The sequence below is a fragment of the Nocardioides sp. LMS-CY genome (genome assembly GCF_018732145.1).
GTDB classification, from domain to species: Bacteria; Actinomycetota; Actinomycetes; order Propionibacteriales; family Nocardioidaceae; genus Nocardioides; species Nocardioides soli.
Genome location: NZ_CP076104.1, coordinates 728374 through 751466 on the forward strand (window position 1 = coordinate 728374; position 23093 = coordinate 751466).

At 73.5% G+C, this 23093-nt stretch carries 26 protein-coding genes and 1 riboswitch; of the genes, 19 read left to right on the forward strand and 7 right to left on the reverse strand.

Annotated features, from left to right (window positions below; genetic code table 11):
- Positions 1–28: 28 nt before the first annotated feature.
- From KM427_RS03495 to KM427_RS03510, 4 genes are all read left to right on the forward strand, one after another.
- Complete coding sequence (locus tag KM427_RS03495; protein ID WP_215526276.1) at positions 29–1471, forward strand: aldehyde dehydrogenase family protein; 1443 nt, start codon at positions 29–31, stop codon at positions 1469–1471.
- A 228-nt stretch (positions 1472–1699) separates the two neighbouring features.
- Positions 1700–1870, forward strand: a complete 171-nt coding sequence (locus KM427_RS03500; protein WP_215526277.1) for a hypothetical protein — start codon at positions 1700–1702, stop codon at positions 1868–1870.
- Between the two features lie 68 nt (positions 1871–1938).
- Positions 1939–2211 carry a DUF7218 family protein gene (locus tag KM427_RS03505; RefSeq protein WP_183592645.1) on the forward strand — a complete coding sequence of 91 codons (273 nt, stop codon included), beginning with the start codon at positions 1939–1941 and terminating at the stop codon, positions 2209–2211.
- A gap of 104 nt (positions 2212–2315) precedes the next feature.
- Entirely contained in the window at positions 2316–2801 is a 486-nt protein-coding gene (locus tag KM427_RS03510; protein ID WP_215526278.1) for a response regulator transcription factor, read from the forward strand.
- A 15-nt stretch (positions 2802–2816) separates the two neighbouring features.
- On the opposite strand, the gene KM427_RS03515 is transcribed toward KM427_RS03510, so the two are convergent.
- Together KM427_RS03515 and KM427_RS03520 are read right to left on the reverse strand one after the other, a co-directional pair.
- The gene (locus KM427_RS03515; protein WP_215526279.1) at positions 2817–3227 is read right to left on the reverse strand and encodes a DUF6314 family protein; all 411 of its coding nucleotides are present in this window, start codon (positions 3225–3227) and stop codon (positions 2817–2819) included.
- Positions 3228–3236: 9 nt separating this feature from the next.
- Positions 3237–3737, reverse strand: coding sequence for a thioesterase family protein (locus tag KM427_RS03520; RefSeq protein ID WP_215526280.1), 501 nt, complete (start codon positions 3735–3737; stop codon positions 3237–3239).
- Positions 3738–3874: 137 nt separating this feature from the next.
- Between KM427_RS03520 and KM427_RS03525 the strand changes: the two genes are divergently transcribed.
- Entirely contained in the window at positions 3875–4948 is a 1074-nt protein-coding gene (locus KM427_RS03525) for an exonuclease/endonuclease/phosphatase family protein (protein WP_215526281.1), read from the forward strand.
- 18 nt (positions 4949–4966) lie between these two features.
- Here KM427_RS03525 and KM427_RS03530 read toward each other — a convergent pair whose 3' ends face one another.
- The gene (locus KM427_RS03530; protein ID WP_215526282.1) at positions 4967–5734 is read right to left on the reverse strand and encodes an MBL fold metallo-hydrolase; all 768 of its coding nucleotides are present in this window, start codon (positions 5732–5734) and stop codon (positions 4967–4969) included.
- On the reverse strand, positions 5731–6504 hold the full coding sequence (locus tag KM427_RS03535) for a putative protein N(5)-glutamine methyltransferase (RefSeq protein ID WP_252275016.1): 774 nt from the start codon (positions 6502–6504) through the stop codon (positions 5731–5733). Before KM427_RS03535 ends, KM427_RS03530 begins: the two co-directional genes overlap by 4 nt.
- 16 nt (positions 6505–6520) lie before the next feature.
- Here KM427_RS03535 and KM427_RS03540 point away from each other — a divergent pair, with 16 nt between their 5' ends.
- The 6 genes from KM427_RS03540 to KM427_RS03565 all read left to right on the forward strand — a co-directional run bounded on the left by KM427_RS03540 (position 6521) and on the right by KM427_RS03565 (position 11042).
- The gene (locus KM427_RS03540; RefSeq protein ID WP_252275018.1) at positions 6521–6877 is read left to right on the forward strand and encodes a hypothetical protein; all 357 of its coding nucleotides are present in this window, start codon (positions 6521–6523) and stop codon (positions 6875–6877) included.
- On the forward strand, positions 6874–7272 hold the full coding sequence (locus KM427_RS03545; protein ID WP_215526284.1) for a hypothetical protein: 399 nt from the start codon (positions 6874–6876) through the stop codon (positions 7270–7272). Before KM427_RS03540 ends, KM427_RS03545 begins: the two co-directional genes overlap by 4 nt.
- A gap of 79 nt (positions 7273–7351) precedes the next feature.
- Positions 7352–7768 (forward strand): hypothetical protein, encoded by a 417-nt coding sequence (locus tag KM427_RS03550; protein ID WP_215526285.1) that lies wholly within the window; start codon positions 7352–7354, stop codon positions 7766–7768.
- A gap of 47 nt (positions 7769–7815) precedes the next feature.
- Positions 7816–9039, forward strand: coding sequence for an oxidoreductase (locus tag KM427_RS03555; protein ID WP_252275020.1), 1224 nt, complete (start codon positions 7816–7818; stop codon positions 9037–9039).
- A 118-nt stretch (positions 9040–9157) separates the two neighbouring features.
- Positions 9158–9961 carry an SDR family oxidoreductase gene (locus tag KM427_RS03560; RefSeq protein WP_215526286.1) on the forward strand — a complete coding sequence of 268 codons (804 nt, stop codon included), beginning with the start codon at positions 9158–9160 and terminating at the stop codon, positions 9959–9961.
- Between the two features lie 10 nt (positions 9962–9971).
- Positions 9972–11042: an MBL fold metallo-hydrolase gene (locus tag KM427_RS03565; protein ID WP_286674295.1), complete on the forward strand. Its 1071-nt coding sequence runs from the start codon at positions 9972–9974 to the stop codon at positions 11040–11042.
- Here KM427_RS03565 and KM427_RS03570 read toward each other — a convergent pair.
- Entirely contained in the window at positions 11032–11472 is a 441-nt protein-coding gene (locus KM427_RS03570) for a GNAT family N-acetyltransferase (protein WP_183592654.1), read from the reverse strand. The two genes, KM427_RS03565 and KM427_RS03570, sit on opposite strands and share 11 nt — an antisense overlap.
- On the reverse strand, positions 11469–12383 hold the full coding sequence (locus KM427_RS03575) for an alpha/beta hydrolase (RefSeq protein ID WP_215526287.1): 915 nt from the start codon (positions 12381–12383) through the stop codon (positions 11469–11471). The genes KM427_RS03570 and KM427_RS03575 overlap by 4 nt, the downstream gene beginning before the upstream one ends.
- Before the next feature lie 91 nt (positions 12384–12474).
- Between KM427_RS03575 and KM427_RS03580 the strand changes: the two genes are divergently transcribed.
- The 8 genes from KM427_RS03580 to KM427_RS03615 all read left to right on the forward strand — a co-directional run bounded on the left by KM427_RS03580 (position 12475) and on the right by KM427_RS03615 (position 22426).
- Positions 12475–13062 (forward strand): carboxymuconolactone decarboxylase family protein, encoded by a 588-nt coding sequence (locus tag KM427_RS03580; RefSeq protein ID WP_183592656.1) that lies wholly within the window; start codon positions 12475–12477, stop codon positions 13060–13062.
- Positions 13059–13931, forward strand: a complete 873-nt coding sequence (locus KM427_RS03585) for an RNA polymerase sigma-70 factor (protein WP_215526288.1) — start codon at positions 13059–13061, stop codon at positions 13929–13931. Before KM427_RS03580 ends, KM427_RS03585 begins: the two co-directional genes overlap by 4 nt.
- A 14-nt stretch (positions 13932–13945) precedes the next feature.
- Positions 13946–14054: riboswitch (TPP riboswitch) on the forward strand.
- Positions 14045–15106 carry a thiamine ABC transporter substrate-binding protein gene (locus KM427_RS03590; RefSeq protein ID WP_183592658.1) on the forward strand — a complete coding sequence of 354 codons (1062 nt, stop codon included), beginning with the start codon at positions 14045–14047 and terminating at the stop codon, positions 15104–15106. It overlaps the preceding riboswitch by 10 nt.
- Positions 15107–15113: 7 nt before the next feature.
- Positions 15114–16748 (forward strand): ABC transporter permease, encoded by a 1635-nt coding sequence (locus KM427_RS03595; protein ID WP_215526289.1) that lies wholly within the window; start codon positions 15114–15116, stop codon positions 16746–16748.
- Positions 16748–17755, forward strand: a complete 1008-nt coding sequence (locus KM427_RS03600) for an ABC transporter ATP-binding protein (RefSeq protein ID WP_183592660.1) — start codon at positions 16748–16750, stop codon at positions 17753–17755. The genes KM427_RS03595 and KM427_RS03600 overlap by 1 nt, the downstream gene beginning before the upstream one ends.
- Positions 17756–17801: 46 nt before the next feature.
- The gene (locus KM427_RS03605) at positions 17802–18836 is read left to right on the forward strand and encodes a phosphatase PAP2 family protein (protein WP_252275022.1); all 1035 of its coding nucleotides are present in this window, start codon (positions 17802–17804) and stop codon (positions 18834–18836) included.
- 247 nt (positions 18837–19083) lie between these two features.
- Positions 19084–20412, forward strand: coding sequence for a C40 family peptidase (locus KM427_RS03610; RefSeq protein ID WP_215526290.1), 1329 nt, complete (start codon positions 19084–19086; stop codon positions 20410–20412).
- Between the two features lie 31 nt (positions 20413–20443).
- The gene (locus tag KM427_RS03615; protein ID WP_215526291.1) at positions 20444–22426 is read left to right on the forward strand and encodes an acyl-CoA dehydrogenase family protein; all 1983 of its coding nucleotides are present in this window, start codon (positions 20444–20446) and stop codon (positions 22424–22426) included.
- Positions 22427–22509: 83 nt separating this feature from the next.
- On the opposite strand, the gene KM427_RS03620 is transcribed toward KM427_RS03615, so the two are convergent.
- Complete coding sequence (locus KM427_RS03620) at positions 22510–23016, reverse strand: inorganic diphosphatase (protein ID WP_183593777.1); 507 nt, start codon at positions 23014–23016, stop codon at positions 22510–22512.
- Positions 23017–23093: the final 77 nt, after the last annotated feature.

The window sequence follows — 23093 nt, forward strand, 5'->3', positions numbered from 1 at the left end:
ATCGGAACCACCGGCGGGGGTCAAGCACGTGCGCCAGCTCATCGGCGGGGAGTGGATCGACTCCCGCAACGGGCGCGTCTTCGACAGCGTCAGCCCGTGGTCGGGCGAGGTCGTCGCCACCGTCGCGGCCGGTGACCAGGACGACACCCGGGCCGCCATCGAGGCCGCCCAGCAGGCGTTCGGCCCGTGGTCGGCGTCGTTGCCGCACGAGCGGCAGGGCATCTTCCTGAGGGCGGCCGACGAGCTCGAGCGCCGCGGGGACGAGGTCATCGCCCTGCTCGCCCACGAGACCGGCTGCACCCGGCACTTCGCCGACATCCAGCTCGAGTTCGCCCTCTCGCTGCTGCGCCAGTCCGCCGCGCTGCCGTACGCGTCCCAGGGCCAGCTGCTGCCCTCGGACCTGCCCGGGACCCGGGCCATGGCCGTACGCCGGCCCGTCGGGGTGGTGGGCGCGATCGCACCCTGGAACGCCGCGCTGACGCTCTCCTCGCGCGCCGTCGCCGGGCCGATCGCGCTGGGCAACACCGTGGTCCTCAAGCCGTCGGAGCACGCCCCCGCCTGCGGGGCGCTGCTGGCCGAGGTCTTCGTGGCGGCCGGGCTGCCCCCGGGCGTCCTCAACCTGGTCACCCATGGGCCGGGTGAGGCGGCGTTCGTCGGCGAGGAGCTGATCGCCAACCCGCTGGTGCGCCGGATCAACTTCACCGGGTCCACCACGACCGGCCGGCGCCTGGCCGAGGCCGCCGGCCGGCACCTGAAGCGGATGCTGCTGCAGCTCGGCGGCCACAACCCGCTGATCGTGCTCGACGGGGTCGACCTCGACTACGCGGTCGACGCCGCCGTCTTCGGCTCGTTCGTGCACCAGGGGCAGGTGTGCATGTGCGCGCGCCGGATCTACGTCGAGCGCCCCATCGCCGAGGAGTTCTCCGAGCGCTTCGCCGCCCGGGCCGCCAGCCTGCCGGTCGGCGACCCTGCCGACCCGGAGACGGTGATCGGCCCGGTGATCAGCCGCTGGGCGCTGTCCACCATCGCCCGCCGGGTCGAGGAGGCCGTCGCGCACGGCGCCCGGGTGCTCGCGGGAGGCGAGGCGCGACCACCGTGCTACCCGGCGACCGTGCTCGTCGACGTGCCGCCCGACGTCGAGCTGGCCTTCGACGAGACCTTCGGGCCGGTCGTGGTCATCGACGCGGTCGAGGACCGCGACGAGGCGGTGCGCCGGGCGAACGCCTCCGCCTTCGGCATGAACGCCGCGGTGCTCGCCGCCGACGCGGCCCAGGGCATGGAGGTCGCCCGGCGACTCGATGCCGGCATCGTGCACGTCAACGACCAGACGGTCAACGACGAGCCGCAGATGCCCTTCGGCGGCACCAAGGACAGCGGGTGGGGCAGCTTCGGCGTCGGCTTCGCCGTCGACGAGTTCACCGAGCTGCAGTGGGTGACGACGCGCGACGCCTCGCGCCCGTTCCCGTTCTGACCCGATCCGCCGCGGTGGGTCGTGACACGGGCGGTGGCGGTGGTTGAGCGGCACACCTGACCCGCGCCTGCGTCAGGAGCCCGCCACCCCCGCCGCCGGGCGACGTCGGCGAGGCTCCCAGTCGACTCCCAGCGGACCTCAAGGGGCCAGGGGCACGGTGGGTCGGTCGGAACCCCGACGCACCGATCCGGGCCCGCCACCGCGGACCCGGCAACCCAGGAGGACCTCATGATCGACACCACCCTGGTCGCTCTCGGCTACGCCTTCCTCGCTGTCGCCGCGGTCGCGATCGTCGCCGCCGTCGCCGGGCTCGTCATCGCCGTCCGCGAGCTCCGTGCCGCCCCCGCTCCGGCCGAGACGCCCGCCGTCCCGCCATGCGAGTTCAGCCGGGCGGCGTGAGGGCCGGCCCGCATGCCGCGGGCGACCGCGGGTACGGAGACGGTCCGACCGCAACGGAGGTGATCGCGATGCCCGGTGGCGAGAAGCCCGGCCCCAGCGTCAAGGACGACGAGCTGTACGAGAAGCTCCGCGGCGAGGGCAACAGCAAGCAGAAGTCCGCCGCGATCGCGAACGCCGCCGCCAACTCCTCTCGACAGGAGGTCGGCAAGCGGGGCGGACGCTCCCCGTCGTACGACGAGTGGACGGTCGACGACCTCCGCGGTCGCGCCGCGGAGCTGGACATCGACGGCCGCTCGTCGATGACCAAGGCCGAGCTGATTCGCGCCCTGCGCGACCACTGACGGCGCCGCGACGCGCGCGAGAGACCTGTCTCACCTGCACTTTCACCCCTTCGGGTGGTGAGTCCGGGTGGCTCGGACGGGCCTTGTCCCGAAAGGATTCGGGCATGCCCGGGCGTCCCCTCCGGCTGGCCATCGCCAGCCCCGACCAGACCGTCGAGGAGGGGCTGCGAACGATGCTGACCGCACGCTCCGACCGGGTCGTCGTGGTCGCGGGCGGGGAGGCCGACGTGGTCCTCCACGACGCGGACCGCCCGGGGGCCGAGGACATCGACGAGCTGCTGCGGCGCACCGGCGCGGTCGGCTGGGTGCCGCTGCGGGGCGGGGTGGACCAGATCCTGGCGATGGTCGAGGCAGCGGCCGGGGTCGGGCGGTCCGAGCACGGGCACGTCGGGCTCAGCGACCGCGAGAAGCAGGTGCTCGCGCTGATCGCCCAGGGCCTGACCAACCAGGAGATCGCCGACCGGGTCTTCGTGAGCATCAACTCGGTGAAGACCTATATCCGCTCGGCGTACCGCAAGATCGGCGTCGGCAGTCGCAGCCAGGCCGTCGCCTGGGGGCTGCGCAACGGCGTCATCCCGCCCTCCGAGTGACGGGTGCGGGGACGGTCAGCGCCGCCGGTCGTGCACGGTGACCATCCGGTAGTCCTTCTCCGGCCCCGTGACGTCCCAGGTGACCGTCCACGCCTCGGCCGGGTCGCCGGTCACCTCGACCAGGCCCCGGTAGTGGTCGGGCGCGCACGCGTGGTCGACCCAGGCGCCGACCGTCCAGGGATGGAAGACGCGCCCGTCGGCGAACCGCACGATCCAACCGCCGTCCTCGAGGTCGGCGTACAGCGTCCGTTCGACCGGCACCTCGTGCCCGGGCCAGCTCATCGTGCCCGCCTCGACCCACCGGATCCGGCGCGGCGACTCGGCGGTCAGCGTGAGGGTCCCGGTGACGTCGCGGCGCTCACCCGTGCGCCGGTCGTGGACCACGCGGGTCAGCGACCAGGTGCCGAGGAGCGCCGCCAGGTCCACCGGTCGGGGTCAGCGCAGGGCCATCGAGCCCGACAGGGCGGGCTGCCAGGGCAGCGCGGCCTCCGCGGCGATCCGCTTGTCGAGCGCAGCCGCGACGTCCTCGGGCCACGCGGCGGTGCGCCGGCTCGCCATGTCGATGTGCAGGAAGATCTCCTCCATCGCGTAGCTGAGCCGCTGGTGGGTGTCGTCGAGGAGGTAGACGACCGCGTGGGCGGCGCGGGCCGAGCGGCCGACGAGCCGCACCCGGGCCGAGATCCGGTCGCCGGTGCGCAGTTCGGACAGGTAGGTCATGTGGTGCTCCGCGGTGAACACGCCCTGCCCGGCCACGGTCGGCCAGTTCTGCGGGATGCCCACGTCGACCAGCGACTCGTCGAGGCCCTCGCTCGCGATGCCGACGTAGTGCCGGATGTTGAGGTGGCCGTTGATGTCCTCGAACGCGGCCGGCACGGCCTGGGCGGTGTAGGAGGGCAGGGCGGCGAGCTGGTCGTACGTCGGATGCGCGGTGGTCACCCCTGGGACGCTACTGGCTCGCGTGCCCGCGCCAGACAGCGGCCCCCGGGCCGGACATCGGCGTGGCCTCCGGGGCGGGAGGGGCTCTCGGGGCTAGCGTGATCAGCGTCGATCGACCGAGCCGGAGGGGAAGCCGCGTGGTCCGACGGGTCCGTCGCGGGCGCCGTGACGACGTACGGCGACGGCGTGCCGCCTGGGCGGGCCCGCCGCCGCTGCTGCTGCTCGTCACCGTGCTGGGCGTCTTGGTCGCGCCGGCGGTCGCCGACGACCCGCCCGGGCCGTCGGCCGGGCCGTCGGCCGTCCATGCCGACCCACCGACGAGCGCCGCCGCCACGCCCCGCTCGATCGAGCCGCGCCTCGTCCGCCGGGTCGAGACGTCGGGTCGCGGCGGCCGGGCCGCGACCGGAGCCGACGCGGCGCCGCTCCAGCCGGCGGTCGACATCGGCGTCGCCAGCATGAACATGCTCCGGCTGCTCACCCCGGAGCAGGCGCGCGCCGACGCGCGCCGGCTCACCGCCGACCCGGCCGTCGACGTCGTCGGCTGGCAGGAGGCCCAGCACTTCCGCTCCGTGCTGCGCTCGCTGCCGGGCTGGCGCACGGCGACCTTCGAGCGCCGCGGCGACATCTCCGAGCTGGCGGTCTCGTGGCGGGCCGACACGTTCCGGCTGGTGCGCTCGAAGCTGGTCTACGGCATCCCCGGGGTCCGTCCCGACGAGGGGCGCTTCCCCTTCGCCGGCCGCCGGATCGCGATCGTCACCCTCGAGCACCGTGAGAGCGGCCGGCGGCTCACCGTGCTCGACGCCCACCTGCCGACGATGATCGAGGACGAGGGCGTGCCCGGCCGGTGGGCCGCCACCCTGAACGCCTCGCGGGCCCGCCAGCACCTCGCGCGGATCGCCCGGGCCTGGAGCCGGGTCGGCAGCCGGTGGGTGGTCGGCACCGGCGACCTCAACTTCGACGCCCGCGCCGACGCCCGGCAGCGCTCGCCCGGCGGCCCGATCCGGATGCTGGGCCGGGTCGCGATCTCGTCGTACCAGGCGCTCGGTGCGCGGACGCCGCCGACCTACCCCGAGCTCCAGCGACGCATCGACTACGTCTGGGTCGACCGGGCCGCGCGGCGTGAGGGGCGGATGGAGTTCCTGCGGCACTGGGTGCTGCCGGACTTCAACAGCGACCACCGGCCGCTCGTGGTCCGGCTGCGGCTGACCTGAGCCTCGAGGCTGAGCCGGCTACCCGATCACGACCCGCTCGCCGGGCCGGGCCAGCGTCGCCGTGGTGCCCGGTGCCGCGTCGCCCAGCGCCGCCACGAACCGGTCGCCGGGCGTGACGAACAGCCGCTGGTGGTTGGCCCGGGCGACCTGGCGCAGGCCGAGCGGCCAGAACGTGCCCCAGTGCACGGGCACCGCGACGTCCGCGCCGACCCGGGCGACGGCGGCGGCCCCGGCGACCGGGTCCATGTGTCCGTCCTCCAGCGTCGGGCCCCAGCCCCCGATGGGGATCAGCGCTAGGTCGACGTGGCCGACCTCGTCCATGTCCTCGCGCAGCTCGGTGTCGCCCGGGAACCAGAACGACCGCGGACCGGCGTCGATGCGGAAGCCGAGCGGCGGCCCCGTGATCCGGGTGTGCGGCCCGCGGCCGCCGTCGTGCGTGGCGGGCAGCACCCGGATCGTCACCCCGGCTACCTCGACGACCTCGCCGGGCACGACCGGGCGGACCCGCCCGTGGTCGAGCGAGCGCAGCAGGCCCTCCCCGCCGCGGGGCACCAGGATCGGCACGTCGCGGGACACCCGGCGCAGGGACGGCAGGTGCAGGTGGTCGTGGTGCAGGTGCGAGACGACCACCACGTCCACGTCGTACGCCGCGCCGCTCGGGCTCGGGGCGTAGCGCCGTAGGTGGAAGAGCCGGTCGGAGAGCAGCGGATCGACCGCCACCCGGGCGCCGCCGATCTCGACGGTCGCCGACGCGTGACCCCACCAGGTCACCGCGAGGCCGGTCATGCTCGCACTGTAAGGCGTCCGACGGCCACCGTGGCGCCGATCTCCTCGTCGGTCACGATCGTGGGCTCGAGCCCGGCCGCGGCCAGCAGTCCCGCGGTCCGGTCGGCCTGGTCGCGGCCGGTCTCGATCAGCAGCCGCCCCTGCGGGGCGAGCCAGGCCGGCGCCCCGGCGATCACGCCGCGCTGCACATCCAGCCCGTCGGCGCCGCCGTCGAGTGCGACCCGGTGCTCGTGGTCGCGGGCCTCGGGCGGCATCAGCGCGATCTCGTCGGTCGGCACGTACGGCGCGTTCGCGACCAGTGCCCGCACCCGTCCGCGCAGCTCTTCCGGCAGCGCGGCGTACAGATCGCCCTCGACGACCCGGTCGGCGGGCAGGTTGCGGCGGGCGCACGCGACCGCGGCGGGGTCGACGTCGGCGGCGTACACCTCGAGGCCGGGCAGGCCCGCGAGCAGCACGGCGCCGAGCGCCCCGGTGCCACAGCACAGGTCGACCGCGACGTCGCCCGCCCGCAGCTCCGCGGCGGCCGTGCGGGCCAACAGCGCCGAGCGCTGCCGGGGCACGAAGACACCTGGCGCGACGGCGATCCGCAGCCCGCCGAGGTCGGCGTACCCCACGACGAGCTCCAGCGGCGCCCCCGCCACCCGCTCGGCGAGCATCCGGGCCAGCGCGGCGTGGTCGCCGTCGGCGGCCGCGAGCAGCACGCGAGCCTCGTCCTCGGCGAAGACGCAGCCGGCCGCGCGGAGGGCGGCCACCAGGTCGTCCAGGGCCATGGTCGATGATGCTCCCATGCCGAGCGTGTCCACCCAGATCACCTGGATCGTGGTCGGGTACGCCGCCCTGGTCGTCGTCCTCGCCGTCATGGTCGCGGTGCGCAGGGGCGAGCGGCCCGCATGGCTGGACCAGATGGCCTGGATGCTGGAGCTGCTGCTCGTGGTCCGCGCGCTGGTCGGCCTGTCGGCGTTCCGCGGGGACGGACCCGACTCGGTCTCGACGTACGTCGGCTACCTGCTCGCCTCGGTGTGCGTGCTGCCGATCGCGATCAGGTCCGTCGCGGGCGACCGCGCCCCGTGGTCCTCGGCCGTGCTCGCGGTCGCCGCGCTGGCGGTCGGCGTGATCGCCGTCCGGCTCGAGATGACCGGATGAGCGAGGCCCCGCGCTCCGGGCCGCACCAGGTGCTGCTCGCGCTCTACGCGCTGTTCGCCCTCGCGGCCGGCGCCCGGTCGCTGGTGCAGCTGACGACGCGCTACGACGAGGCGCCGGTGGCGTACTGGCTCTCGCTCGCGGCCGCCGCCACCTACGCACTCGGCTGGTGGGCGATCCGCCAGGCGTCGTCCGGGCACACCGGCTTCGCCGGCGTGATGCTCTGGATCGAGCTGGCCGGCGTGCTCACGGTGGGCACGGTGTCGCTGCTGGTCCCGGACTGGTTCCCGGACGCGTCGGTGTGGTCCGACTACGGCATCGGCTACGGCTTCGTGCCCGCGGCGCTGCCCGTGGCCGGCCTCCTCTGGCTGCGCCGGCAGCGACGGTCCCCAGCCTGATCCCAGTGCGTCCCCAGTGGGGGCCAAGTGGTGTGCGGGACCGTGGGATCGTCCGTCCCCCCACCATCGAGGAACCACCGTGAACACCCTGATCGCCATCGTCGTGCCGACCGTCGTGCTGATCGCGTACGTCGCCACCGCGAGCGCGACCCCCCGCACCCGCCGCCGGGAGGCGGCCCGCCGCGCCCGCCGGGTCACCCGCCACCCGGCGCTCGCCAACCTCGGCGACGTCCACCGGCGCCTCGACGCCGAGCTGCCCGTCGCCCACGCGGACTTCGTGATGTCCCGGGTGGCCCGGCACCGCGTCGACGCCGTGACGCTGTGGACCTGGCTCGACCGGTTCGGCCCCGAGGCGCTGGTGCTCGCGCTGGCCGCCGGCCACGGCTACGCCGGCCTGCTGCGGATCCTGCGCGACGAGCGGCCCTACGACGACAGCGAGGCCCGGCTGCTCGCCGAGCTGAGCGAGCCCGAGCTGTTCCAGCTCGCCGCCGCGTGATCCGGACCGGCCTGGCCCGATACTGGAACGTGTTCTAGATTCGGGGGGTGGCATCCGATGCATCGCAGCGCCCCGCGGCCGACGTGCCCGCGCCCGACGTCTTCGCTCCCGCCCGGCTGGGTCCGGTCCGGCTGCGCAACCGGACCGTCAAGGCGGCGACGTTCGAGGGGCGGGCGCCGCAGGGCCGGGTGACCGACGCGCTCATCGACTACCACCTTGCGGTGGCCCGCGGCGGCGTCGGCCTGACGACCGTGGCCTACCTCGCGGTCGCGCCCGAGGGTCGTACCCACCGCGAGCAGATCGTGGTGGGGCCGCAGACCCGCGGGGGCCTGGCTCGGATGGCCGACGCGATCCACGAGGCCGGCGCCGCGATCGCCGGCCAGGTCGGGCACGCCGGCCCGGTCGCCAACGGCCGCTCCAACGGCGTCCACGCGCTGGCCGCGAGCCGGATGCCGAGCCCGCTGTCGATGCAGATGGTCCGGTCGGCCAGCGAGGCCGACCTGACGCGCATCACCCGCGACTACGTCGCCGCCGCGCGCACGCTGGTCGACGCGGGCTTCGACGTGCTCGAGCTGCACATGGCGCACAGCTACCTGATCTCGTCCTTCCTCGCGCCCGGCCTCAATCGCCGCAAGGACGGCTGGGGCGGCGCGCTCGAGCGCCGGGCCCGGCTCGGCCGCCAGGTCGCCCGGGCGGTCCGCGACGAGGTCGGCGACTCCTGCGCCGTGACCGCGAAGATCTCGGTCTCCGACGGCTTCAAGGGCGGCGTGACGACCGACGAGGGCATCGAGTACGCCGCGATGCTCGAGTCCGACGGGGCCCTCGACGCGCTCCAGCTCAGCGGCGGCTCCTCGCTGATGAACCCGATGTACCTCTTCCGCGGCGAGACCCCCGTGCGCGAGTTCGCCGAGTCGATGCCGTTCCTGGTGCGGTGGGGGATGCGCACGCCGATCGGCCGCGGCTTCCTCAAGACCTACCCCTTCGAGGAGGCCTACCTCCGCGCGAAGGCGCTGCGCTTCCGCGAGGCGCTGTCGATGCCGCTGATGCTGTTGGGCGGCATCAACCGCGCCGACACGATGGAGCAGGCGATGGCCGACGGCTTCGACTTCGTCGCCATGGGCCGCGCCCTGCTCCGCGAGCCGGACCTGGTCGCCCGGCTCGCCGCCGGCCGCGCCACCGAGGGCGTCTGCATCCACTGCAACCGGTGCATGCCCACCATCTACTCCGGCACGCGGTGCGTGGTGATCGACCCGGCACCCTCTCGCATGTAACGCCGGGTTATTCACTGTTCCCGCCAGGTTGCAGCACCGTGGGAACAGTCGGTAACCCGGCGTTACATGCCGCCGGCACCCTTCCCGGCACAGTAGAACGTGTTCTAGATTGCCCTGCATGAGCATCCTGGAGCGCTTCTCCGTCGACGGGCAGGTCGCGATCGTCACCGGCGCCGGACGCGGGCTGGGTGCGGCCACCGCGGTCGCGCTCGCCGAGGCGGGCGCCGACGTGCTGATCTCCGCGCGCACCGAGCGGCAGCTCGACGTGGTCGCCGAGCGGGTGCGGGCCACCGGGCGGCGCTGCGTCGTCGTCCCGGCCGACCTCAGCGACCTCGACGCGGTGGCCGGCCTGGCACAGGCGGCGTACGACGAGCTCGGGCGGCTCGACACGGTCGTCAACAACGTCGGTGGCACGTTCCCCAGTGCGTTCCTCGACACCAGCAGCGAGTTCCTCAACGAGGCGTTCAGCTTCAACGTCACCACCGCGCACGCCCTGACCAGGGCCGCGGTGCCGTTGATGCTGAAGGACGCGGATCGGCAGAAGAGCGTCGTCACGATCAGCTCGATGATGGGCCGCACCGCCGACCGCGGCTTCCTCGCCTACGGCACGGCCAAGGCCGCGCTCGCGCACTGGACCAAGATGGCGGCCCAGGACCTCGCACCGCGGATCCGGGTCAACGGCATCTACGTCGGCTCGATCATGACCAGCGCACTCGAGTACGTCGCGGGCCAGCCGGAGCTGATGGGCCAGCTGGAGACCAAGACGCCGCTGCGCCGGGTCGGTGAGCCGGAGGACATCGCCGCCGGGGTCGTCTACCTCGCCTCGCGGGCCGGGCAGTACGTCACCGGCAAGCTGCTGGAGATCGACGGCGGCATCCAGCAGCCGACCCTGGACCTCGGGTTCCCCGACGTGGCCCCGTAGGGTCCGGACCGTGAGCACCTCCTCGACGTCGACCGCCCACGCCATCTCGCCCGACTCCGGCGAGCACTGGTCGAAGGAGGGTGCCTGGCGGGTCGCCGAAGGCATCCACCGGATCCCGCTGCCGCTGCCGATGGACGGGCTGAAGGCGGTCAACGTCTACGTCCTCGAGACCGCCGACGGTCTCACCCTCATCGACGGTGGCTGGGCGATCGAGGTGGCCCGCGACCTGCTCGAGCGGTGCCTGCGCGACGTGGGCTACGGCTTCGGCGACATCAAGCGGTTCCTGGTCACCCACATCCACCGCGACCACTACACGATGGCCGCCGTGCTCGGGAAGGAGTACGGCGCCGAGGTGGCGCTCGGCGCCGACGAGAAGCCCGGCCTCGACCTGCTCAACGACCTCGAGTCGCTGACCGAGAGCCCCTTCACCCAGCCGCTCGTCTCGGCCGGGGCGCGCGACCTCGCCGAGCTCTGGAACCAGGGGCCCGACGAGTTCGACCTGCCGGACCCGGCGTGGTGGGCCTACCCCGACACCTGGCTCGAGGGCGACCTGCAGATCTCGGTCGGCCCGCGCACCCTCGACGCCGTGCACACGCCCGGGCACACCCCGGGCCACTACGTCTTCGCCGACCAGGCGGCGGGCCTGCTGTTCGCCGGTGACCACGTGCTCCCGACGATCACCCCGTCGATCGGGTTCACCACGCCGCCGGTGCCGCAGCCGCTCGGCGACTTCCTCGCGTCGCTGACCAAGGTGCGCGGACTGCCCGACCTGACGATCCTGCCCGCGCACGGCCCGGTCGCCCCGTCGTCGCATGCGCGGGTCGACGAGCTGCTCGCCCACCACGACCACCGGCTCGACCAGAGCCTGGCCGCCCTCGACTCCGGCCCGTCCACGTCGCAGGAGGTCGCCCGGCGGCTCGGCTGGACCCGGCACGAGAAGGCCTACGACGAGCTCGACGAGTTCTCCCGCGGCATGGCCGCGATGGAGACCAAGGCCCACCTCGAGCTGCTCGCCGCCCGCGGCCGGGTCACCCGCACGGAGACCCCCGACGGCGTGGTGTTCACGGCCGTCACCGGCTGAGCCGCATCGGCGTGTGCGGGATCCCGTCCTCCAGGAACTCCGGCCCGTCCACCACGAACCCGAACGTCGTGTACCACCGCGCCAGCGGCGACTGGGCGTCGAGTACGACGTCGCGCTCCTTCGCCACCGACAGCGCGGTCTCCATGACGGGGTCGGCCAGCCCCTGCCCGCGCGCGTCGGGCGCCAGCAGGACCCGGCCGATCCGCCAGACGGCCCGGCCGTCGACGGCGTCGTCGACGACGCGCGCGTAGCCCAGTAGAGCGTCGTCGTGAAGCAGCAGCACGTGCCGGGTCTCCGGCTCGACGTCGCGCGCGTCGAGGTCGGGGTAGGGGCACCGCTGCTCGACGACGAACACGTCCTGGCGCAGCTTGCAGACGCCGTAGACGGCGTACGGGTCGAGCTGCCCGAACGCGACGGCGACGACCTTCATCGCAGGAACTCCGACGTCCGGGCCCAGGCGTCCTCGGCCTCGGGGACCAGCGGCAGCAGCGGGTAGACGTGCACGAGGTCGGCCACCTCGACGTAGGCGAGGTCCCAGTCGGTGTCGGCCGCGCGGCGGTCGAGCAGCCGGCAGCCCGGGGCGAGCGTGTCGCGGGTGCCGCAGAACATCAGCGCCCGCGGCAGCCCGGCCAGGTCGCCGAGCGCGGGGGAGACCTCCGGCCGGCCGAGGTCGTCGGGCGAGCCGGCCCACCACGCGGCGTACTCCCGCAGCTTGCCGAGGAACAGCCACGGGTCCCGGCCGGAGAACTCCTCGGTCTCCGGGGTACTCGTCGTCAGGTCGACCCACGGCGAGATCAGCAGCAGTCGGTCGGGCTGCGGGCCGCCCCGGTCGCGCAGCGTCAGCGCCAGGGCCAGCGCGTAGCCGCCGCCGGCCGAGTCGCCCGCGAGCACCAGCCGCTCGGAGTCCTTGGCCCACCGGCCGGTCAGGTCGGCGAGCTCCTCGTGGGAGTCGCGCCAGGTGTGCTCGGGCGCGAGCGGGTAGTCGGGGACCACGATCCGCGCGTCGAGGGCATCGGCCAGCCGGGCCAGGTAGCGCACGTGGAAGGGGTCGATGCCGGCGACGTACCCACCGCCGTGCAGGTAGACGACGGTGGTCCGCGGATCGCTGTGTCGCGGAGTCACGACGTACGACGGGAACGTGCCGGCCGGCCCGGGCACCATCTCGGTGACCACCGAGAAGCGCCGGTCGAAGCGGCGCACCGCCTGGGTGGGCAGTCTCGGCTCGAGCGTGCGGTGCCAGGCCTCGATGCGGGCCCGCTCCTCGTCGGGTGAGACGAGCTCCCGCGACCGGCGCATCCGCGGGATCGCCCAGGCGAGGAGGTCGTGGCGGCGGCTCGGCATGGGCCCAGCGTAGAGATCGCGGCAGCAGGGATGTCACACGAGCGGGCCGAGCGGTGTCTCCATGCCAGACCGACCGATCCGAGGAGGAGAGATGCCCAGCACGTTCCGCATCCCGAAGGCGCCGATCACGGGCCTCTACGGGCGGCTGATGTCGATCTACGCCCGCCGCACCTTCGGCGAGATCCCCGACAACGCCTACGTCTACTTCCACCACAAGCCCGTGCTCAAGGCGGTGCTCGGCTTCGAGGGCAAGGTCGCGAAGTGGGACGCCCTCGACCCGACGCTCAAGTCCTACGCCCAGCTCGCCAGTGCCGCCGTGATCGGCTGCAGCTGGTGCCTCGACTTCGGCTACTACCTGGCCCACCACGACGGTCTCGACCTCGCCAAGGTGCGCGAGGTGCCGCGCTGGCGCGAGTCCGACGTCTTCACCCCGCTGGAGCGGGAGGTGCTGGCGTACGCCGAGGCGATGTCGACGACGCCGCCGACCGTCACCGACGAGATGACCGCGAGCCTGCTGGAGCAGCTCGGCACGCCGGCCGTCGTCGAGCTGACCCAGATGGTCGCGCTGGAGAACATGCGCTCGCGGTTCAACTCCGCCGCCGGCCTGCAGGCGCAGGGATACTCGGATGTGTGCGAGCTGCCGCTCGCCGTACCGTCGGGCAGTGTGAGGCAGCCATGACGGTCCGGTCGACCGACGTCTTCGTGCGGCACCGCAACCTGCTGTTCACGGTCGCCTACGAGATGCTCGGCTCCGCCGCGGACGCCGAGGACGTGCTCCAGGAGACCTGGCTGCGCTGGGTCGACGTCGACGTCGCCGAGGTACGCGACGACCGCGCCTACCTGGTGCGGATCACCACCCGGCTCGCGCTGAACCGGATGCGCGCCAACGCCCGCCGCCGCGAGTCGTACGTCGGGCCGTGGCTGCCCGAGCCGCTGCTGACCACCCCCGACGTCGCCGAGGACGTCGAGCTCGCCGACTCGGTGTCGCTGGCGATGCTGACCCTGCTGGAGACCCTCGGGCCGACCGAGCGCGCGGTCTTCGTGCTGCGCGAGGTCTTCGACTTCGGCTACGACGAGATCGCGGCCGCCGTCGACAAGACCCCGGCCGCCGTCCGCCAGGTCGCCCACCGGGCCCGGGCGCACGTCGCCGAGCGGCGCCCGCGCGCCGAGGCGACGCAGGTCGAGCGCGACCGGGTGCTCGAGCAGTTCGTGCGGGCGGCGGCCACCGGCGACATCCAGAGCCTGATGGACGTGCTCGCGCCCGACGTCGTGCTGGTCACCGACGGCGGCGGGGTGAAGAAGGCCGCGCTGCGCCCGATCCTCGGCCGCGACAAGGTGGTCCGCTTCCTCGACGGAGTCTCCGAGGGCCCGGCCGAGGCCGACGTGGTGGTCGTCAACGGCGCGCCCGCGCTGCGGATCCTGCTCGACGGGGTGCTCGACACCGTGGTGTCGATGGTGGTCGAGGACGGCCGCGTCACGGGTCTCTACGCCGTACGCAACCCGGCCAAGCTCGCTCGCCTGGACGCGGTGGTCGCCCTGACCAGGTGACGGGCTAGAGTCGATCTCACAGACAGGGGAGCACGCGACCGGCGTGCTGAGAGTGCGGACCAGCCGCAGACCCTCGAACCTGCTCCGGTTAGCACCGGCGAAGGGAGTCGGAGTTGAGATATTTCCGTACGATCACGCCTGCCCTCCTGGCGGCGGGGGCCCTGGCCCTCACCGCCTGCTCGACCGTCGGGGGCGGCGACGACAGCGCATCCGAGCAGGGCTCGGACACGGTGGTGCTCGTCACCCACGAGTCGTTCGCACTGCCGAAGAAGCTGCAGCGACAGTTCGAGCAGGAGACCGGCTACGACCTCGTCGTCCGGGCCGCGGGCGATGCTGGCACCCTCACCAACAAGCTGGTGCTGACCAAGGACAAGCCCCTGGGCGACGCGGCGTTCGGCGTCGACAACACCTTCGCGTCGCGGGCGCTGGGCGAGGGTGTCTTCGCGGCGTACGACGCGAAGCTGCCCGAGGGCGCGGACCAGTACCGCCTCGCGGGCGACGACGACCACGCCCTCAGCCCGGTCGACAACGCGAGCGTGTGCGTGAACATCGACGACGGCTGGTTCGCCGGCCACGACGTGCCGCCGCCGACGTCGCTCGACGACCTGGCCCGGCCCGAGTACGCGAAGCTGTTCGTGCTCCCGGGCGCGGCGACCAGCTCGCCGGGCATGGCGTTCCTGCTGGCCACCGTCGCGGAGTACGGCGACGACTGGCCGGACTACTGGCAGCGGCTGATGGACAACGGCGCCCTGCTCACCGACGGCTGGTCCGACGCCTACCAGGTCGACTTCACCCAGGGCGGCGGCAAGGGCGACCGTCCGATCGTGCTGTCCTACGACTCCTCGCCGGCGTTCACGATCGGCGACGACGGATCGTCCACGACCAGCGCGCTCCTCGACACCTGCTTCCGCCAGGTCGAGTACGCCGGCGTGCTCGCCGGGGCCGACAACCCCGACGGTGCCGAGGCGGTGGTCGACTTCCTGCTCTCGCCGCAGGTGCAGGCGGCGCTGCCGGACAGCATGTACGTCTTCCCGGTCGACTCGACGGTCGAGCTGCCGCAGGAGTGGGCGACGTACGCGAAGCAGCCGACCGACCCGCTGCAGGTCGACCCGGCCGACATCGCCGAGCATCGCGACGAATGGCTGCGTGAATGGAGCGACGTCACCTCGCGGTGACCGTCCGATGCGCCGGTCCCTCGCCCTGGTCGGCCTCGCGGCGCTGCCGCTGGCTGTGCTCGGCGTGTTCTTCGTGCTCCCGGTCAGCGGCATGCTCGCCGAGGGCCTGTGGATCGACGGACGCTTCAACCCCGGGGCGGTCGCCGAGGTACTGACCAGGCCGCGGACGATCCGGGTCGTCTGGTTCACGGTCTGGTCGGCCTCGGCCGGCACGGCGGTGGCGGTGCTTCTCGGGGTCCCCGCGGCGCACCTGCTGCACCGCCGCACGTTCCCCGGTCGGGGTGCGCTGCGGGCCGCGCTGCTGGTGCCGTTCGTGCTGCCGACCGTGGTGGTGGGCGTCGCCTTCCGCGAGCTGATCGGGGAGGCGGGACCGCTCGGCTTCCTGGGCTTCGACGGCTCGGCCGGCGCCATCGTGGCGGGCCTGGCGTTCTTCAACGTCGCCGTGGTGATCCGGGCCGTGGGCGCGGCGTGGGAGTCGCTCGACCCGCGCCCGGCCGAGGCAGCCGCCGCCCTGGGCGCGAGCCCGGCCCAGGTCTTCCGCACGGTCACGCTGCCCGCGCTGCGCCCGGCGATCGTCTCGGCCGCGAGCGTGGTCTTCCTCTTCTGTGCGACGGCGTTCGGCGTCGTGCTCACCCTCGGCGGGCTGCGCTACTCCTCGGTCGAGACCGAGATCTACCTGCTCACCACCAACCTGCTCGACCTGCAGGCGGCGGCCGCGCTCTCGATCGTGCAGTTGCTGGCCATCACCGCGCTGCTGGCGATCACGAGCCGGCTGCGAGCGGTGCCCGACCCGACCGTGGCGCGCTCGACCGTCCGGGCGCCGCGGCCCTCGCGCGGCGACTGGCCGGGCCTGCTCGCGACCGGCCTGGTCGTCGTCCTCGTCGGCCTGCCGATCGCCGCGCTCGTCGCCGGGTCGCTGCAGGTCGGCGACGGCTGGGGGCTGGGCAACTACCGGGCGCTGACCACCGAGGGCTCCCGGCAGGCGCTGCTGGTGCCGGTCACCCACGCGCTGGTCACGTCGCTGCGGGTCGCGGTCGACGCCACCTGGATGTCGCTGACGCTCGGCGTGCTGGTCGCCATCGTGGTGAGCCGGCGCTCGCACAGCCGCACCGAGCGCCGGGTCCGCGGGCTGCTCGACGGGCTCTTCATGCTGCCGCTCGGGGTGTCCGCGGTGACGCTCGGCTTCGGCTTCCTGATCACGCTCGACGAGCCGCCGCTCGACCTGCGCGACTCGGCCCTGCTGGTGCCGATCGCCCAGGCGCTGGTGGCCCTCCCGCTCGTCGTCCGCACGCTGGCGCCCGCGCTCGGTGGCATCGACGACCGGCAGCGGCAGGCCGCCGCGTCGCTCGGCGCCGGGCCGCTGCGCACGTTCGCGACCGTCGACCTGCCGGTGCTGTGGAAGCCGCTGCTGGCCGGCGCCGGCTTCGCGTTCGCGGTGTCGCTCGGCGAGTTCGGCGCCACGTCGTTCCTCGCCCGCGACGAGAACCCGACCATGCCGATCGTGATCTTCCACCTGATCGGGCACCCGGGGGCGATGAACTACGGCATGGCCCTCGCCGCCTCCGTCGTCCTCGCGACCACGACCGCGCTGGTGATGCTCGCGGTCGAGCGGTTGCGGGTCCCGTCCCTGGGGAGCTTCTGATGCTGTCGTTGCACGACGTCTCCGTCTCGTACGACGGCACGCCCGCCGTCGTCGACGCCTCGCTCGACCTCGCCGACGGCCAGGTGCTCGCCGTGCTCGGCCCGAGCGGGTCGGGCAAGTCGACACTGCTGCGGGCGATCGCCGGGCTCGAGCCGGTCGCGTCCGGCCGGGTCGCGTGGGACGGCACCGACCTGCGCGGGGTGCCGACGCACCGGCGCGGCTTCGCGCTGATGTTCCAGGACGGCCAGCTCTTCGGACACCTCACCGTGGCCCGCAACGTCGGATACGCGCTCCGGCTGCGGCGTACCCCCGACGCCGCGGCCCGGGTCCGCGAGCTGCTGGCGCTGGTCGGGCTCGAGGGCTACGAGCACCGGCTGCCGGCCACGCTCTCCGGCGGCGAGCGGCAGCGGGTGGCGCTCGCGAGGTCGCTCGCCGTGCAGCCGCGGCTGCTGCTGCTCGACGAGCCGCTGTCGGCGCTCGACGCCGGGCTGCGCGAGCGGCTCGCCACCGAGCTGCGCGACATCCTGCGCGCCGCCGGCACCACCGCGCTGATGGTCACCCACGACCAGGACGAGGCGTTCACCGTGGCCGACCGGCTCGCGGTGATGCGCGACGGCCGGATCGTGCAGCAGGGCGACATCGCCGCGGTCTGGCGCGGGCCCGTCGACGCCGAGACCGCGCTCTTCCTCGGCTACGCCCGGGTGCTCGAGGGTGATCCTGCCCACGTGCTGCTGCGGGCCGCGGGCCGCTCCCCGGGCGACGACGCGGTCGCCGTGCGCCGGTCCGCGCTGGTCGTCGCCGACGCCGGCGCGCTCTCCGGCACGGTGGTCTCCGCCCGCGTGACACCCGAGCAGATCAGGCTCATCGTGGCCGTCGACGGCGTCGGAGAGCTCGACGCCGTGGCCCGGCTGGATGCCCATCCGGCGCCGGGCGACCGGGTCGCGATCGCGGTCGATGCCTCCCGTACGGCCGCGATCCCGGCGGGTCCCGTCAGACCCGGCGGTTGAGGAGCCGAGGCGCGGGGCGCCTCGAAACCTCCCTACACTGTCGGGCGTGTATCGCCGCGCCTGGACCCTGCTCGTGGTCAACGCCATCGTCATGGGCGTGTGGGCGGCGATCACGGCGTGGTACGTCGGCAAGCCGCTGATCGACCCCGAGGGCAGCTTCCTCGGGCCGTCCTGGCTGCGGCTGCCGATCCTCTGCGTGGGCGCGCTCTTCCTCGACCTGGTGCCGCGCGCGGTGTGGCTCTCGCGCGGCCGGGTCCGCCGGATGCCGGAGCTGGTCCGCGAGCGTTGGGAGGGGCACTGGTCGCGGGAGCGGCTGCTCCTGGTCGTGCTGGGCATCGCCTGCTTCTACGTGATCTACGTCTGCTACCGGAACCTCAAGTCGTTCCTGCCGCTGGTGAGCGGCCGGATGTACGACCGCGAGCTGCACAGCCTGGACAAGATCCTCTTCTTCGGCCACAACCCGGGCACGGTCATCCACGAGGTGCTCGGCACCACGGTCGTCGCGCACGTGCTGTCGAGCTTCTACCTGCTCTTCATCCCGATGGTGGCCATCATGGTCACGGTCTGGCTGGTCTGGTCGCGCAACCTCTCCTACGGCTGGTGGTTCGTCACCGCCCAGGGCATCGCGTGGACGCTCGGCACCGTGTCCTACTACGCCCTGCCGACGCTCGGCCCCGGCCTCGAGTACCCCTACCTCTACGACCTCGCGCACACCGGCACCACCGACCTGATGAACTCCCTGGTCAATGCGCGCCAAGGCGTCCTGTGGGGCGACGGCCAGGCCCAGACCGTGGCCGGCTTCGCCAGCCTGCACACGGCGATCTCGCTGCTGTGGGCGCTGATGGTCCAGTTCACCGTCCGCAACCGGATCATCCGGATCGTCTTCTGGGTCAACTTCGGCCTCACCGTCGTCGCCACCCTCTACTTCGGCTGGCACTACATCGCCGACGACATCGGTGGCGTGATGATCGCCCTGATCTCCTTCTACGTCGGCGGCATCGCCAGCGGCCAGAAGTTCGACCGGCACGGCCTCGCCTCCCACCCCACCACCACGACCTCGCACGTCCCCGTCGACCGCTGACGCGGGCTCCGGCGGTGTGGGTCGTCGGGATAGTCCGTCACGTTTCGGTTGACCCGAGGCCCTGGGGGCAACCGAAACGTGACGGACTATCCCCTCATCGCGCGAATTACATCCGTGTGGTTCGTCAAGGCGACACGCCGGTGACTGGTGAGAAAATTGGGGAAACTGTTTCTATTGTGACGAAAGTTGTCTAGCGTGCCCCGAGTGCCGCCATTCCGGAGCGGTGTCGTGGAAGGGGCTGGACGAGGTGCGAGCGCGCGGAGTGGCGGCGACGACGGTGGTCACGGTGGTGCTCGGGGTCACCGCCGGGGTCGCCGTCGCCGACGAGACCGCACCGAGCCGGCAGGAGGTCCGCGAGGCGCGTGCGACGGTGCGTGACCGGGCCGGCGACGTCGACGCGGTCCGGGCCCGCCTGGCGGCCGCCGGCGAGCGCATGGACCGGTCCTCGATCGCCGCCGCCCGCGCCGCGGAGGAGTTCAACGGTGCCCGCTGGCGGGCCCGGGAGGCCCGCAGCGCGGCCGCGGACGCCCGGGCGGAGGCCGCCGCCGCGCAGGCCGAGGCCGACCAGCAGCGCGCGGTCGTCCGCGACGCGGTCGTCACGTCGTACGAGCTCGCCCCCGAGGTGACCGCCCTCGCGGCCGTCGCGCGCAGCGACGGCATCGACGCCGTGCTGCAGCGCTCCGCCACGATGGCCAGCGCCACCGACGCCCTCGACGCCAATTACGACCGGCTCCGCACCGCGGCGACGGCGGCCGACGCGGCCCGACAGCGGGCCGAGGAGGCGCGTGCCGAGGCCGTGCGAGCCATGGACCGGGCTCGGGAGGCGAAGCGCGCGGCTCGGCGGGCCGCCGACCTGGCCGCGGCCGAGACCCAGTCGATCGCCGCCGAGAAGGCGGACCTGATCGCCGAGCTCGCCGGCCTCCAGCACGTGAGTGTCCGGCTGGCGCAGCGCCGGCAGGCGGTGCTCGAGGTGCGCGCCGCCCGACGGGCCGCCCGCGCGGCCCGGCAGGACCAGGCCGCGACGCCGGCTCCCGCCCCGAGCCCGACCCCCATCCCCACGCCGACCCCCAGGCCGACCCCCACGCCGACGCCCGAGCCCACCCCGGAGCCTCGGCCGACGGCGGAGAGCACGCCCGAGCCCACCCCCGCCGTCGAACCCACTCCCGAGCCCACTCCCGAGCCCGAGGCCCAGCCCGCCCCGCCGGCGCCCGGCGCGGGCGCGCAGGCGGCGATCGCGTTCGCTCGGGCGCAGCTCGGCGACCCCTACCGTTGGGGCGCGGCAGGCCCGAACGCCTGGGACTGCTCGGGCCTGACTGCCGGAGCCTGGGCCGCCGGCGGGGTCTCGCTGCCGCACTACTCGGTGGCCCAGTACGAGCAGTCGACGCCGATCGAGGCGAGCGAGCTCCAGCCGGGCGACCTGGTGTTCTGGGGCTCCGGCGGCAGCCCGTCGTCGATCTACCACGTCGCGCTCTACGTCGGCGACGGCCGGATCATCCACGCCCCGCGCACCGGCCGGCCCGTGACCGAGGAGTCGATGTACGCCTGGACCGCGCCGACACTCTTCGCCCGTCCCTGACCCGGTGACGGGCATGGGGGAGGCTCGGGGCATGGCCTCCGACACCGCCGCCCCGACCGCCGCCGTCGACACGGCGACTCCGCCCGAGGTCGACGTGCCCGCGCTGACGCGGCTGCTCGACGGCGCGTACGCCGACGTCCGCGACCTGGTGCGCGACAACCTCGCGACCTACGCCTCCGTGCTGGAGGAGGCCGACGAGCTCGGCATCGACGACTTCCGCGAGCGGGTGCGCGAGGTCGTCCTGGAGCTGGCGGCGACCGGCCAGACCGCCCTCGGCCTCCCGGAGGAGTACGGCGGGGGCGGGGATCTCGGCGCCTCCGTCGCGGCGTTCGAGACGCTCGCCTTCGGCGACCTGTCGGTGCTCGTGAAGGTCGGCGTGCAGTTCGGGCTGTTCGGCGGCGCGATCCTCCAGCTCGGCACCGAGCGCCATCACGAGGCCTACCTCCGCGACATCGCCAGCGGCCGGCTGATGGGCTGCTTCGCGATGACCGAGACCGGCCACGGCTCCAACGTGCAGGCGCTCGGGACGGTCGCGACGTACGACGCCGACGCCCGGGAGTTCGTGATCACCACCGGTGGCGACCAGGCGCGCAAGGACTACATCGGCAACGCGGCGAGGCACGGCGAGCTGGCGGTGGTGTTCGCCCAGCTCGAGGTCGGTGGCCGCCGGGAGGGTGTGCACGCGTTCGTGGTGCCGATCCGGGTCGGCGGCGAGGTCGCTCCGGGCGTCCGTATCGAGGACGACGGCCGCAAGATGGGCCTCAACGGCGTCGACAACGGCCGGATCTGGTTCGACGACGTGCGGGTGCCGCGCGAGGCACTGCTCAACCGCTTCGCCGACGTGACGCCCGACGGCGCCTACGAGAGCCCGATCGAGAACCCCGATCGGCGCTTCTTCACCATGCTCGGCACCCTCGTGCAGGGCCGCGTGAGCGTGGGCGGCGCCGGCATCAACGCCGCCAAGGTGGCCCTCGCGATCGCGGTGAGGTACGCCGTGCGCCGCCGCCAGTTCGAGGCGACGCCCGGGGCCGAGGAGCAGCTACTGCTCGACTACGGCCTGCACCAGCGCCGGTTGCTGCCGCTGGTCGCCCGTACCTACGCGCTGCACTTCGCCCAGGACGTCGTACGCGCGCAGCTGCACGAGGTCTTCTCGGCCGCTCCGGAAGCCGGGTCGGGTGAGGCGGCCCGCCGCGAGCTCGAGGCCCGCGCAGCCGGCACCAAGGCCATTGGCACCTGGCACACGACCCGGACCATCCAGGAGTGCCGCGAGGCGTGCGGCGGCGCCGGCTACCTGGCGGTGAACCGGTTCGCGGCCCTGAAGGCCGACACCGACGTCTTCACGACGTTCGAGGGCGACAACCACGTGCTGCTGCAGCTCGTGGCGAAGGGGCTGCTGACCGACTACGCCAGCGAGTTCGAGGACCTCGACCAGCTGGGGATGGTCCGCTTCGTCGCCGGCCTCGCGGTCGAGACCGTCATCGAGAAGACGTCGGTGCACAAGCTGCTGGAGCGGGTGCGCGACCTGCTGCCCGGCGGCGACGAGTGGGACCAGGAGGCGGGGCTGCTCGACTCGGAGTACCAGCTCGCGATGCTGCGCTTCCGCGAGGAGCACATGCTGGCCGGGGTCGCCCGCCGCCTCAAGCGCGGCGTCGACCAGGGACTCGACCCGGGTGCCGTGTTCTCCGAGGCGCAGGACCACGTCGTCGGCGCCGCCCGCGCGCACGTGGAGCGGCTGGTGCTGGAGGCGTTCGTCGACCGGATGCGGGCGCTGCCCGACGACACCCCCGAGGGCAACCGGGTCGCCCTGGGCCTCCTGTGCGACCTCTTCGCGCTGTCGACGATCGAGGCCGACCGCGCGTGGTTCATGGAGCACGGCCGCCTGTCGGTGCAGCGGTCGAAGGCGATCACCCGCGAGGTCAACCGGCACTGCCGACTGCTGCGACCGGTCGCCGTCGACCTGGTCGACGCCTGGGGCATACCGGCGGAGATGCTGCGCGCCCCGGACCTGATCTGAAAGCCGAGTCGGCGCCAGATTGCAGCCTGAGCTGAAATCTGGCGCCGACTCGGGTGAAATCTGGCGCCGACTCGGCGGGCGGGTCAGTGACCCTCGGTCTTGAACCGCTCGAACGAGGCGTTGACCTCGGTCTCGGCCTCGGTGCGGCCGACCCACTCGGCGCCCTCGACGGACTTGCCGGGCTCGAGGTCCTTGTAGACCTCGAAGAAGTGCTGGATCTCGAGGCGGTCGAACTTCGACACGTGGGAGATGTCGCGCAGGTGCTCCAGGCGCGGGTCGGTCGCGGGGACGCAGAGGACCTTGTCGTCGCCGCCGGCCTCGTCGGTCATCCGGAACATGCCGATCGCGCGGCAGCGGATCAGGCAGCCGGGGAAGGTGGGCTCCTGGAGGATCACGAGCGCGTCGAGCGGGTCGCCGTCCAGGCCCAGGGTGTTCTCGATGTAGCCGTAGTCGGCGGGGTACTGCGTCGAGGTGAAGAGCGTCCGGTCGAGGCGGATCCGGCCGGACTCGTGGTCGACCTCGTACTTGTTCCGCTGCCCTTTGGGGATCTCCACCAGCACGTCGAACTCGAGCACGTCTTCCTCCGCCATCAGCTGCGTCCGGGCCACCCCTGCATGGGGTCGGGGTCAGTCTCGCGCACAATGTCCGCAAACGTGGAGTCGGGAAG